Source organism: Mangrovicoccus algicola, assembly GCF_014903745.1.
Taxonomy (GTDB): domain Bacteria; phylum Pseudomonadota; class Alphaproteobacteria; order Rhodobacterales; family Rhodobacteraceae; genus Mangrovicoccus; species Mangrovicoccus algicola.
Window position 1 is genome coordinate 1 of record NZ_JACVXA010000098.1, and the last position, 11,691, is coordinate 11,691.

The window sequence follows — 11,691 nt, forward strand, 5'->3', positions numbered from 1 at the left end:
CAGCGCCGCGGCCCCGGCGCCCAGCCCCAGCAGGGCCACCGGCGCGGCGCCGTCCCCGGGCAGGACGATCACCGGCGGCTCTGGCGCGACCGTGCCAAGCCAGGGGGCCAGGGCGTGGATCGCGCGCTCGGGGCGGCACAGCGCCAGGACGGGACGCCCGGCCCGGAAGGCCGCCAGCAGCGCGGCGGGCAGGTCCCCGTCATGGGCCCCGGCGTCCAGATGGGTCCAGCCCAGGCGCAGGGCCAGGCGCGCGCCCGTCGCATCTGCGGCCGGGGTATCGGCGAGGATCAGCGGAGCCGCCGCGCCCTCCGCGGAAGGACCGGGTCGGGGAATGGTCATGGGCGGGTCTCCTCTGCCGCTGCCGCGCAAGGCGGCATCCGGCGCACGCCCTCAGAGAACATGTCGGAGGCCACGGCGCGGGCTGCAACCGCCCCCCGGCTGCCTCGCGGAAAAATGAGCCCGGCCCGGGGGATGCCGGAGGCGCCCGCCGGGGGGCGGGCGCGCATCGGCACGGCTCAGCCCGGGGGCGGCGCCTCCCCCTCCAGCGGCAGGGGCGCGGCGCCGAACCGGTTCGGCCCGGCCTCCCCCCGCCGGGCGCAGAACACCAGCAGGATGATGAACCCGATCAGCGGCAGCAGCCACAGCAGCTGCCACCAGCCGGTGCGGCCCGTGTCATGCAAGCGCCGTGTCGTGATCGCCAGCCCCGGCAGGATCAGCGCCAGGCCGAGGATCGCCGAGAGCAGTCCCGCCTGCCCCGGCAGGCCGAGAAGCGGCGAGACCAGGAAGGCATCCGCCAGGTTGACGAGGATGTTGAGAAGAAACACCGCCAGGCAGTACCACCAGAATTCCGCCCGTCCCGCGCGGCCGGCGAAGGTCGCGTAATTGCGCAGCACCGCCTTGCGGAATGCCGCGATCATCTCTTCCATGGGGTCCCCTTCCCCGGCGCCTGCCGGTCTGTTCCGGCATCAGCCTCGCAGAGAAGCCGCCCGCGCCCAAGCGCGGCGGTGTCGCGGATGGCCCCGCCGGGACGGACCGCCCGGCACGAGCAGGGCGTCATGAGGAAAGGGGCCGCCGGACGAACCGGCGACCCCCAGATCGGATGGTCCGCGCAGGCGCGGCTCCCGCAGCCTCAGTTGACCGGCCGGGGCTCTTGTGCCTCGTCGCGGATCAGGCCGCGAGCGATCTCGATCTGGCGCGGCTTCAGCGCCTCGGGCACTTCGCGCTTCAGCTCGATATGAAGCATGCCGTTCTCGGCCGCGGCGCCGGTGACCCGGACGTGATCGGCCAAGGTGAAGCGGCGCTCGAAGGCGCGGGTGGCAATGCCGCGATGCAGATAGGTCCGCGCGCCGGACTCCTCGGCCTTGCGACCGGACACGACCAGCGCGTGTTCCTTCAGCTCGACCGTCAGCTCGTCCTCGGAAAAGCCGGCGACGGCGATCGAGATCCGGTAGGTGTCGTCGGCGGTCTTCTCGATATTATAGGGGGGATAGCTTTCGCGGCCCACCTCGGTGGCCAGAACCCGGTCCATGAGATCGGCAATCTGGTCGAACCCGACAGTGGCCCGGTAAAGCGGGGCAAGATCGAAACTGCGCATGGGGATATCCTCCTTGAGCGATGTCCTGAATGCGGCCCTCCGTCATGGACGGGCCTGGGCGGGACCCGGTCGCCGGCGCCCCGCCCGCTTCATCTGGGAAGGCCCCCGCCCGCTGTCAACCCCCGTCCCCGGACCCTCCGGCGGGATAGAGGGGGCCGTTGCCGCGGGCCACCATTGTCGAGGGCACGAGGCGATGCGCCAGCACCGAGATCCGCGCGGCATCCACCGGCACCACCACGGCCCGGCCGAAGGGCGCCGTCTCGCCCTGGCGCTTGAGGCGGCTGGAGACGATCCCGGCGACACGCGGCCGGCCCGCGCCGTCCAGGGCGATCACCGGCGCGCCGGACACGCCCCCCACCGCCTCGCAGGTGGTCACCATCGCGCCATGCAGCGCCGCCAGCGCCCTGCAGCCGGTCTCGCGCGACAGGACCTCGGCGACATCGTAGCCATAGGAATAGATGGACAGGTCGCGCCCGCGCAGCAGCGGCTCCGTCCCCACCGGTATCGGCTGGATCAGATCCTGCGGCACGGGCGTCTTCAGCCGCAGAAGGGCCAGGTCCTCGGAGAGCATGGCGGTCCTCTCGTAATCCTGCCCCAGCACCAGCGCCGCGCCCGACAGCACGGCCGGGCTGTGCCCTTCGCGGTAGCCGGGGCGGAACTGCACGCGATAGGCCGGGGCGACCCAGCCCTTTGCCGGGGCGCTCAGGCAATGCGCGGCCGTCAGCACCAGATCCGGGGCGATCAGGGTCGCGGTGCAATGCGCCCCGCCCGGGCTGGCCGCCAGCCGCCCGATGGCGCCCAGCTGCGCCTGCTGCACGGCATCCAGGACTTCGCGCGCCGAGCCCTGCGGCAGGGCGCCGATCGCGGCCCTGTCCTGGGCCTGCGGCGTCGATCCCAGCGCCAGAAGCAGGCAGGACGCCAGTCCCAGCCGCCGCCGCCAGAGCGCGCGGCCGGGGAAACCGAATGGCCGGCCTCGGCCGGATCGCAACTGGTGCGGCATGCGCATGCCTCTTCTTGCGGAAGGGACCGGGACAGACCGGATCGACATCATCGCCATACTGGAAACAATAAGTGGCGCAGCTCTGCCCCGAAGGCAAGTGCGCGGATCCCGCCCCCGGCCCGGCGCGGCGCCTGCGCCCGTGCGCGGCGGCCGATCGGTGTGCAGGCTGACCAGATTCCGGGCAGCCGCCGGGTCATGCCCCCTTCCCCGGGGCCGCCCCGCTGCGCTATGGCTCCCCCATGATGGACCTCAAGACGATCCTGCTGCTGCTCTCCTGGCCCGACCTCCTCTCCGCGGTCTTCACGATCCTGTGCTGGGGCGGCGTGGGGTGGCATGTCGAGCATCCCCGCCAGTCGCGCCCTTCGGTGAACCGGCTGATGCGGCGCTACCGGCGGGAATGGATGCTCAACAACATCGATCGCAGCCCCCGGGTCCATGATGCGACCCTGCTGGGATCGCTGCGCGACGGCACCGCCTTCTTCGCCTCCGCCTGCCTCATCGCCATCGGCGGCGCGCTGGCGCTGATCGGCAATACCGACCGGCTGGACCGGGTGGCGGAGGAACTGAACATGGGCCCCACCCCGGCGATCCTGTGGGAGGTGAAGATCCTGCTGCCGCTGCTGCTGATCACCAATGCCTTCATGAAATTCGTCTGGTCGCACCGGGTCTTCGGCTATTGCTCGGTGATGATGGGGGCGATCCCCAATGACGAGCAGAGCGCCGAGGCGCGCAGCCGCGCGCTGATGGCGGCGGAGCTGAACATCGAGGCGGCGCGATCCTACAATCGCGGGCTGCGCTCGGTCTATTTCGCGCTCGGGGCGCTTGGCTGGCTGCTGGGGCCCGGCGCGCTGGTGCTGACCACGCTGGTCACGACGGCCACGATCTGGCACCGCGAATTCGCCTCCGCCTCCCGGCGGCTGCTGCTGGCGGGCCCCACCGACGAGGCGCTGCGCGACATGGAACGCGACAATCCCTGATCCGAATGGCCCTGATCCGAATGGCCCCGATCCGGAAGGCCCGGTCCGCCGGGCGCGCGGCAAGGAACCGTCAGCCCGGCGCGGGGCCGTCCGGGGCCGGGCCGCGCTCCACGAAGGTGGACAGGGTGATGTAGCTGCGCACGGAGCGGACGCCCTCGAGGCTCTGGATCTCCATCAGGAACCGCTCCAGCCCCTCGGTATCGACGGCGCGCACCTTGATCAGGACACAGCCATCCCCGGCCACGGTATGAAGTTCCTCGACCTCCGGCCGGTCGGCGAATTTCAGCAATCCGCGCGTGGCGCCATAGCTGCTGGTATCGACCACGAGAAAGGTCAGCAGCGTCCGGCCCAGACGGCAGCCGTCAAGCACCGCGACGGTGCCGCGGATCACCCCGTCGCGCTTCAGCCGCTTGACCCGGTCATGCACGGCCGGGGCCGACAGGTTCACCATCCGGCCCAGTTCGGCATAGCTGCGCGCCGCGTCCGCGGCCAGGGCGCCTAATATCATTCGGTCGGTCCGGTCCAGTTCGGCCGGGCGATGGCGTTCCTGCCGAACCGCGTCTGTTTCTTTTCCTGATATGTCCATTCCGGGTTTATCTCCGAATGCTGTGTCTCATATCTGCACACTAACCGAACATGGTTCGGAACGAAATCATGCAGAATGGAGACATCCCATGCCCGTCGCCCTTTTCGCGCTGGCGATCGGCGCTTTCGGTATCGGACTGACCGAATTCGTCGTCGCAGGCATCCTGCCCGAGATTGCCCGGGACTTCGGCATCGGGATCCCCCGGGCCGGGCTGATGGCCACCACCTATGCGCTCGGCGTCTTCGTCGGCGCGCCGATCCTGACGGTCCTGGCCGCGCGCATCCCGCGCAAGACCGTGCTGATCGGGCTGGCCGGGCTGTTCACGCTGGGCAATGTGCTTACCGCGCTGGCCCCGACGCTGCCCGTCGCCCTGGCCGGGCGCATCCTGACCGCCTTCAATCACGGCAGCTTCTTCGGCATCGGCGCGATCATCGCCGCCTCCCTGGTGCCACGCGAGCGCCAGGCCAGCGCGATCGCCTTCATGTTCTCGGGGCTGACCCTGGCCAACCTGGTCGGCGTTCCCGCCGGGACCTGGCTGGCCCAGGTCCATGGCTGGCGGCTGGTCTTCTGGCTGGCGGCGGCAATCGGTCTGGCGACGATGGCAAGCCTCGCGCTGTGCCTGCCGCGGATCGCCGGCGGCCCGGCAGTGGCGCTGCGCCGCGAATTGCGCGCCTTGGCCGACCCGCAGGTCCTGCTGGCGATGGCGATCACCGTCTTCGGCCCGGCGGCCTTCTTCACCTCGATCACCTATGTCGCGCCGATGATGATCGAGGAGGCGGGCCTGTCCGGGGCGGCGGTCGCGCGGCTGATGGTGCTGTTCGGGCTGGGCCTGGCCGTCGGCAACTGGCTGGGCGGCCGCTTTGCCGACCGGTCGCTCTTCGGGACGCTCTTCGTCACGCTTGCCGCGCAGGCGGCCGTCTTGCTGATCTTCTGGGCCGGGGCGAGCCATGCCGGGCTGGCCGCGGCCTGCATCTTCCTGATGGCGGCCTTCGGCTTCGCCACCGTCTCGCCGATCCAGAAACTGGTGATGGAGCGCGCCGACCGCGCCGGCGCCGCGACCATGGCCTCCTCGGTGAATATCGGGATGTTCAACCTGGGCAACGCGCTCGGCGCCTGGCTGGGCGGGGCGACCATCGCGGCGGGGTTCGGGCTGGCCTCGCCGAACTGGGCGGGGGCGCTGCTGTCGGCGGTCGCGCTGGTCCTGGCGGTCATCGCCTGGCGGACCGCCGCCCCCCTCCCCGCCGGCGCGACGGCGCCCTAGCCTCCGCCGGGGCCGCCCCCGAAACCGCGAAAGCCGCCCCGGGGGGCGGCTTTCTGCGTCGGATCGCCCGCGTCTCAGAGCGCGGCCATGACCTCGTCGGAGACCTCGAAATTCGCGGTCACGTTCTGCACGTCGTCGTCATCCTCGAGGATCTCGATCAGGCGGAACAGTTTCTGCGCATCCTCCAGGCCCAGCTCGGTCGTGGTCTGCGGTTTCCAGATCAGCTTGGTCGACTCGGATTCGCCCAAGGCCGCCTCCAGCGCCGCGGAGACGTCATTGAGGTCGGTATCCGCGCAATAGATCACATGGCTGTCCTCGTCGGATTCCACGTCCTCGGCGCCCGCCTCGATCGCGGCTTCCATCACCGTGTCGCTGTCGCCGACCGAGGCCGGGTAGACGATCTCGCCCTTGCGGTCGAACATGAAGCTGACCGAACCGGTCTCGCCCAGGTTGCCGCCGTTCTTGGAGAAGGTGGAGCGCACGTTGGACGCGGTCCGGTTGCGGTTGTCGGTCATCGCCTCGACGATGATCGCCACGCCGTTCGGGCCATAGCCCTCATAGCGGATCTCGTCGTAATTCTCGGCATCGCCGCCGGTCGCCTTCTTGATCGCGCGGTCGATATTGTCCTTGGGCATGGACTGGCCCTTGGCTTCCTTGACCGCAAGGCGCAGGCGCGGGTTCTTGTCGGGATCGGGATCGCCCATCTTCGCGGCGACGGTGATCTCCTTCGACAGCTTGGAAAACAGTTTCGACCGCGCGGCGTCCTGACGACCCTTGCGATGCTGGATGTTGGCCCATTTTGAGTGCCCTGCCATGGGTCCTCTCCGTTCGACTTGCCTGAATTGGCGTGTCCATACCGCAACAGGCCCGGTCAGGGCAATCCCGTCGCGCCCCGCCCGCGCTAGAGCGGGAAGAAGATCGGGATGACCGCGGAGGCCAGCAGCCCCATGGTGAGGTTCAGCGGCACGCCGACCTTGACGAAATCGCGGAACCGGTAGCCCCCCGGCCCCAGGACCATCGTGTTGGTCTGATAGCCGATCGGCGTGGCGAAACTGGCAGAGGCCGCGATCATCACCGCCACGACCAGCCCGCGCGGCTCCACCCCCAGCGCCTGGGCCAGGCCGATGGCGATGGGCGTGACCACCACGGCGACGGCATTGTTGGACACCATCTCGGTCAGGACCGAGGTCAGCAGGTAGATCGTGTAGACGATGAAGAAGGGCGGCATCTTGGCCAGGGCCGGGGCGATCCCCTCGACGATCAGCTGCACCGCGCCCGAGCTTTCCAGCGCCGCGCCGACCGCCAGCATGGAGAAGATCAGCGCCAGGAGCCGCCCCTCGACGAAGGAGAAGGCCTCGTCGGCATCGATGCAGCGCGTCACCAGCACCAGCGCCACGGCGATGACCGACAGCATCAGGATCGGCGCCGCCCCGATCCCGGCCAGGATCACGATCCCCGCCAGGGTCAGGATGGCGATGGGCGCGTGCTGGCGCCGATAGGCCCGCGCGGAGGGCGAGCTGACATCGACCAGGTCGGCATCCTGCGCCAGGCGCCGGATATCCTCGGGCGCGCCTTCCAAGAGCAGCGTGTCGCCCACCCGCACGACGATATCATCCAGCTGCCGCCCGACATTCTGGTTCGACCGGTGCACCGCCAGCGGATAGACCCCGTAGCGGCGGCGCAGGCGCAGGTTGCGCAGCGAGCGGCCGACCAGCTTGGCCCCCGGCGTGATCAGAACCTCGACGATGGTGGTCTGGACCGAGGACAGCTTGTCCACCAGGCGCAGGTCCTTATTCTGCTGGAAGCCCAGCAATTCCTCCATCTCGGTGCGCAGGACCACGCGGTCGCCCGGCTCCAGCACCACCGCGGCCAGGTCGCGCCGCAGCGATGCATCGCCGCGCAGCACGTCGATCAGCCGGATGCCCTCGCGCTTGAACATCGGCACGTCCATCGCGGGCTTGCCGATCAGCGAACTGTCCTCGGGAACGGCGACCTCGGTGAAGAACTTCATCTTCGAGCGCCCCGACAGCATCGTCGCCATGCTGTCGCGGTTGGGCAGCAGATGCCGCCCGAAGAGATACAGGTAGGTCAGGCCCCAGGCCACCACCAGAAGGCCGACCGGCGTGACCTCGAAAATGCCGAAAGGCTCCTGGCCGCGGGTGCGCGCGACGCCGTCCACCAGCAGGTTGGTGGAGGTCCCGATCAGCGTGACCGTGCCGCCGAGGATCGCGGCATAGCTCAGCGGGATCAGGATCTTGGAGGGCGAGATGCCCAGCGAGCGCGACAGCTGGATGAAGACCGGGATCATCACCACCACGACCGGCGTGTTCGACACCACCGCCGAGGCCGCCGCCACGAACAGCAGAAGCACCGCCACCGCCAGGCCGGGCCTTCCCTTGGCAAAGCCGTCGATGCGCTGGATGAACCAGTCGAGCGCCCCGGTCCGCACCAGCGCCCCCATGACGATGAACATCGCCGCGATCGTCCAGGGGGCGGGATTGGACAGGACCGTCAGGGCCTTTTCGTAGGGCAGGATCCCGAGGACCATCATCAGCGACACGCCGATCAGCGCCGTGACCTCCGCCGGATAGCGCTCCGTCATGAACAAGATGAACATGCCGAACACCACGACAAGCGCAGCCACCGGCTGGCTTATCGGAATCCACTCATACCCAAGCATCCGGAAAAGTACCCATTATTCTTTGCCCGGACAGATTGGTGCATGCAACCGCCTGCCACAAGGGCAAAGGCGCCCGCCGCCATGCGGCGCTATGGCGCCGCCGGGGAAAGCCTGCCGCCCTGGCGGATCATCTGCACGCGGGTCGCCGCGCCGGTGCGGTCGTCGGTTTCCACATAGAGCCCCGAGAGCGTCGCCTCGCCCGAGGCGGGGGTGAAACGGCCCTTGACCATGCCGGTGATGAAGCGGCGCATGGGCTCGTCCTTGTCCATGCCGATCACGGAATAATAGTCGCCGCACATGCCCGCATCGGACTGGTAGGCCGTGCCGCCGGGCAGGATCATCGCATCGGCCGTGGGCACATGCGTATGGGTCCCCACCACGACCGAGGCGCGCCCGTCGCACCAGTGGCCCATCGCCATCTTCTCGCTGGTGGCCTCGCAATGCATGTCGATCAGCATCGCCTGGATCTGGCCGCCCCGGGGATGGTTCTTGAGGATCGGCTCCACCGCCGAGAAGGGATCGTCATAGGGACGCTTCATGAAGACCTGGCCCAGCACCTGCGCGACCAGGATGCGGCGCCCGTCCTGCGTCTCGAAGACCCGCGCGCCCTTGCCCGGCGCCGCCTTGGCATAGTTCAGCGGCCGGATCACCCGCGGTTCATTGTCGACGAAGGCCAGCATGTCGCGCTGGTCGAACGCATGGTCGCCCAGCGTGATGCAATCCGCCCCCGCCGCCAGCAGATCGCGCGCGTGATCGGCGGACAGCCCGTGCCCCGAGGTCGCGTTCTCGCCATTGACCACCACGAAATCAAGCTGCCACGCCTCGCGCAGCCCCGGCAGCCGGGAGATCACCGCATCGCGGCCCGCCCGGCCCATCACATCGCCAAGAAACAGAATTTTCATGCGCCCCTGCCTAGTGCCCGCGGGGAACGGGGGCAAGAGGCAAGCGGCGCGGCGCCTAGAGCACCCGGCGCAGCATCGGCGCCAGCCCGGCATCGTCGCCGCCCCGGCGCAGGTCGTGCAGCAGCGCGCAGCTCCAGCCCTGCCCGTCCTCGCAGCCCACCAGCGGCGGCTCTGCCGTCTCCAGCGCGCGGCACAGCCAGTCCAGCCGCCGCAGGCTCGCGGCGAAATGCGACAGACCCTCCACCCCGGCGCGTTCGGCGCGCTCGATCGCCCAGAGCAGTTCGGCCGGTTCGGGATGGTCCGGCATCAGCGCGCGCATCCGCGTCATCGAGCTGCCCGCCCAGACCATCCCGCGCGCCAGCATCAGCCGGATCGCCGGGATCTCCGCCATCGGCTGGCCCAGCTGGTGCAGCATCGCCAGCGCATCCAGGTTCGCCACCAGATCGGCCACGGGTCCGGCGGCACCGGCCTTGCGGCCGAAGACGTCGTAATCCAGCCAGGGCATCGGCGCGCCGCCCAGATCTTCGATCCGCGCGGGAACCAGCATCCGCCGATAGACCATCTGCAGATCGGCCAGGCTGCGGCGGCCGAAACGGTAGAGGATGCCGGAGATCAGGACGCTTGCCCGCAGATCCGGGCCGCGCGCGCCGGCATGGCCTCCGTAGGCGCCGGGCTGGCCCGCGATCTCGCAGCGCTCCAGGTAGTCCAGCGCCGCGCGCAGGACCGGCGCCAGTTCGGGCGCCTCGCGCCGCGGCCAGAGCAGTTCGAGACACAGCGCGGTGGCGATGCCGCTGCCGGCATCGGCGCCGCGCCCGACAGACGCTGCGGCCTGGGACAGGAAAGCGCCGTCGGGGCGCTGATGGGCACGGATCGGGGCAAACATCATTCGGGTTTCCTCACGGAAGAACGGAACATTGGACATCGGGCGCGGCACAGGCGCCCCGGAGGAGATCGCAGGCCCCGCCCGGGACCTGCTGCGGGCAGGCATGCGCAGGGGCCGCGCAGCGCAGCCGATGCGGCGGTGCCCCGCTCCATGTCTCGGGCGCCATCTGCGGATCCGCAGGGCGGCGGGCGCCGCGCGCGGGGGCCGGGGCGGGACCGGCCGCAACGGGCCGCAGCAGCACGACGGGCCCGCGCCGATCCGCGAGGCGGCTCATCGCCCCGTCCCCGGACGGAAGGGGCGGCCTGCGGCCCCTGCGGTCGGGCAGATGATGCGCGGGATGGTCTTCATGGGCAGTCTCCTTCGGCCGGGCCTCGTCATGCCGGACGAGCGGGACCCTAGGCGCCGGGCGCGCCTGCATCTGTGTCAAAAGGCACGAAGGAGAAGTTTTTCCGGAAAAACCGGGCTTTGGCAGGGATCGCCGCCGGACGGACCTCGCCTTGTGCGGCGGCGCGGGTCTGGACCCGGCGCGCGGCGGGGACTAGGGTGCGGCGACGGCAAGGACAGGACAGGGCATGAGCGACACCGATCAGGGCTACCGCGTGCTGGCACGCAAGTACCGCCCCGAGACCTTCGACGACCTCATGGGCCAGGATGCCATGGTCCGCACGCTGAAGAACGCCTTCGGCGCGGGCCGGATCGCGCAGGCCTTCATCATGACGGGCATCCGCGGCACCGGCAAGACCACGACCGCGCGGATCATCGCCAAGGGCATGAACTGCATCGGCCCCGACGGCACCGGCGGGCCGACCACCACCCCATGCGGGCAATGCGAGCATTGCCGCGCCATCGCCGAGGGGCGCCATGTCGACGTGCTGGAAATGGACGCCGCCTCCAATACCGGGGTCGACGACATCCGCTCGATGGTGCTCGACACGGTGGCCTATGCGCCCAGCCAGGCGCGCTACAAGATCTTCATCATCGACGAGGTCCACATGCTGTCGAAGAGCGCGTTCAACGCGCTGCTCAAGACGCTGGAGGAACCCCCCGCCCATGTGAAGTTCATCTTCGCCACGACCGAGATCAACAAGGTGCCGGTGACGGTCCTGTCGCGCTGCCAGCGGTTCGACCTGCGCCGGATCGAGCCCGAGGTGATGATGGCGATGCTGGGACGGATCGCCGCCGCCGAGGGGGCCGAGATCCGCGAGGACGCGCTGGCGCTGATCGTGCGCGCGGCGGAAGGCTCCGCGCGCGACGCGACCTCCCTGCTGGACCAGGCGATCAGCCATGGCGCGGGGGCGACCAGCGCCGAACAGGTGCGCGCGATGCTGGGCCTCGCCGATCGCGGCCGCATCCTCGACCTGTTCGACATGATCATGGCAGGGCGCGCCGCCGAGGCGCTGGCGGAGCTGGCGGCGCAATATGCCGAGGGCGCCGATCCCATGGCGGTGATGCGCGACCTGGCGGAGATCACCCACTGGCTGTCGGTGGTCAAGATCACCCCGGAGGCGGCGGAGGATCCGACCCTGCCCCCCGACGAGCGCAGCCGCGGCGCCGACATGGCCGGGCGGCTGCCGATGCGGGCGCTGACGCGGATGTGGCAGATGCTCCTGAAGGCGCTGGAGGAAGTCGCCGCCGCGCCCAACGCGATGATGGCGGCCGAGATGGCGGTGATCCGGCTGACCCATGTCGCCGACCTGCCGCCGCCGGACGACCTGATCCGCAAGCTGCAATCCATGCCCGCCGCCCCTCCCGCCGCGGACGGCCCCGGCCCGGCCGGCGGTGCACCGGGCGGCCGCGGCCCTGCCGGG

11 protein-coding genes and 1 pseudogene are annotated in these 11,691 nt (G+C 70.1%); 3 read left to right on the top strand and 9 right to left on the bottom strand.

Annotated elements, in window-relative coordinates; translation table 11 throughout:
- The 4 genes and pseudogenes from ICN82_RS19970 to ICN82_RS19985 all read right to left on the bottom strand — a co-directional run.
- Window positions 1-339 (bottom strand): annotated as a pseudogene (locus tag ICN82_RS19970) (hypothetical protein); the annotation flags it as partial.
- A gap of 176 nt (window positions 340-515) precedes the next feature.
- The gene (locus ICN82_RS19975; protein ID WP_226898635.1) at window positions 516-926 is read right to left on the bottom strand and encodes a DUF805 domain-containing protein; all 411 of its coding nucleotides are present in this window, start codon (window positions 924-926) and stop codon (window positions 516-518) included.
- A 203-nt stretch (window positions 927-1,129) separates the two neighbouring features.
- Window positions 1,130-1,594: an Hsp20 family protein gene (locus ICN82_RS19980; RefSeq protein ID WP_193186742.1), complete on the bottom strand. Its 465-nt coding sequence runs from the start codon at window positions 1,592-1,594 to the stop codon at window positions 1,130-1,132.
- Window positions 1,595-1,709: 115 nt separating this feature from the next.
- Window positions 1,710-2,594, bottom strand: a complete 885-nt coding sequence (locus tag ICN82_RS19985; protein WP_193186745.1) for a trypsin-like serine peptidase — start codon at window positions 2,592-2,594, stop codon at window positions 1,710-1,712.
- Between the two features lie 239 nt (window positions 2,595-2,833).
- On the opposite strand from ICN82_RS19985, the gene ICN82_RS19990 reads away from it, so the two are divergent.
- Window positions 2,834-3,571, top strand: coding sequence for a DUF599 domain-containing protein (locus tag ICN82_RS19990; RefSeq protein ID WP_193186748.1), 738 nt, complete (start codon window positions 2,834-2,836; stop codon window positions 3,569-3,571).
- 70 nt (window positions 3,572-3,641) lie between these two features.
- On the opposite strand, the gene ICN82_RS19995 is transcribed toward ICN82_RS19990, so the two are convergent.
- Entirely contained in the window at window positions 3,642-4,157 is a 516-nt protein-coding gene (locus ICN82_RS19995; RefSeq protein ID WP_193186751.1) for an Lrp/AsnC family transcriptional regulator, read from the bottom strand.
- An 88-nt stretch (window positions 4,158-4,245) separates the two neighbouring features.
- Between ICN82_RS19995 and ICN82_RS20000 the strand changes: the two genes are divergently transcribed.
- Entirely contained in the window at window positions 4,246-5,418 is a 1,173-nt protein-coding gene (locus ICN82_RS20000; RefSeq protein WP_193186754.1) for an MFS transporter, read from the top strand.
- Between the two features lie 74 nt (window positions 5,419-5,492).
- On the opposite strand, the gene ICN82_RS20005 is transcribed toward ICN82_RS20000, so the two are convergent.
- The 4 genes from ICN82_RS20005 to ICN82_RS20020 all read right to left on the bottom strand — a co-directional run bounded on the left by ICN82_RS20005 (window position 5,493) and on the right by ICN82_RS20020 (window position 9,886).
- Window positions 5,493-6,233, bottom strand: a complete 741-nt coding sequence (locus ICN82_RS20005) for a YebC/PmpR family DNA-binding transcriptional regulator (protein ID WP_193186757.1) — start codon at window positions 6,231-6,233, stop codon at window positions 5,493-5,495.
- A gap of 86 nt (window positions 6,234-6,319) precedes the next feature.
- Window positions 6,320-8,098: an SLC13 family permease gene (locus tag ICN82_RS20010; protein WP_193186760.1), complete on the bottom strand. Its 1,779-nt coding sequence runs from the start codon at window positions 8,096-8,098 to the stop codon at window positions 6,320-6,322.
- Between the two features lie 89 nt (window positions 8,099-8,187).
- Window positions 8,188-9,000 carry a TIGR00282 family metallophosphoesterase gene (locus tag ICN82_RS20015; RefSeq protein WP_193186763.1) on the bottom strand — a complete coding sequence of 271 codons (813 nt, stop codon included), beginning with the start codon at window positions 8,998-9,000 and terminating at the stop codon, window positions 8,188-8,190.
- 55 nt (window positions 9,001-9,055) lie between these two features.
- Window positions 9,056-9,886, bottom strand: coding sequence for a hypothetical protein (locus tag ICN82_RS20020; protein WP_193186766.1), 831 nt, complete (start codon window positions 9,884-9,886; stop codon window positions 9,056-9,058).
- Between the two features lie 569 nt (window positions 9,887-10,455).
- Between ICN82_RS20020 and ICN82_RS20025 the strand changes: the two genes are divergently transcribed.
- Window positions 10,456-11,691, top strand: a 1,236-nt coding sequence (locus ICN82_RS20025) for a DNA polymerase III subunit gamma/tau (RefSeq protein WP_193186768.1), incomplete at its 3' end; no start/stop codon positions are given.

What these genes read in the sequence shown, in the direction of transcription:
- ICN82_RS20000 (WP_193186754.1), top strand. Translation starts at nt 4,246, where the DNA reads ATGCCCGTCGCCCTTTTCGCGCTGGCGATCGGCGCTTTCGGTATCGGA.
- ICN82_RS20020 (WP_193186766.1), bottom strand. Translation starts at nt 9,886, where the DNA reads ATGATGTTTGCCCCGATCCGTGCCCATCAGCGCCCCGACGGCGCTTTC.
- ICN82_RS19975 (WP_226898635.1), bottom strand. Translation starts at nt 926, where the DNA reads ATGGAAGAGATGATCGCGGCATTCCGCAAGGCGGTGCTGCGCAATTAC.
- ICN82_RS19985 (WP_193186745.1), bottom strand. Translation starts at nt 2,594, where the DNA reads ATGCCGCACCAGTTGCGATCCGGCCGAGGCCGGCCATTCGGTTTCCCC.
- ICN82_RS19995 (WP_193186751.1), bottom strand. Translation starts at nt 4,157, where the DNA reads ATGGACATATCAGGAAAAGAAACAGACGCGGTTCGGCAGGAACGCCAT.
- ICN82_RS20015 (WP_193186763.1), bottom strand. Translation starts at nt 9,000, where the DNA reads ATGAAAATTCTGTTTCTTGGCGATGTGATGGGCCGGGCGGGCCGCGAT.
- ICN82_RS20010 (WP_193186760.1), bottom strand. Translation starts at nt 8,098, where the DNA reads ATGCTTGGGTATGAGTGGATTCCGATAAGCCAGCCGGTGGCTGCGCTT.
- ICN82_RS20005 (WP_193186757.1), bottom strand. Translation starts at nt 6,233, where the DNA reads ATGGCAGGGCACTCAAAATGGGCCAACATCCAGCATCGCAAGGGTCGT.
- ICN82_RS19990 (WP_193186748.1), top strand. Translation starts at nt 2,834, where the DNA reads ATGATGGACCTCAAGACGATCCTGCTGCTGCTCTCCTGGCCCGACCTC.
- ICN82_RS19980 (WP_193186742.1), bottom strand. Translation starts at nt 1,594, where the DNA reads ATGCGCAGTTTCGATCTTGCCCCGCTTTACCGGGCCACTGTCGGGTTC.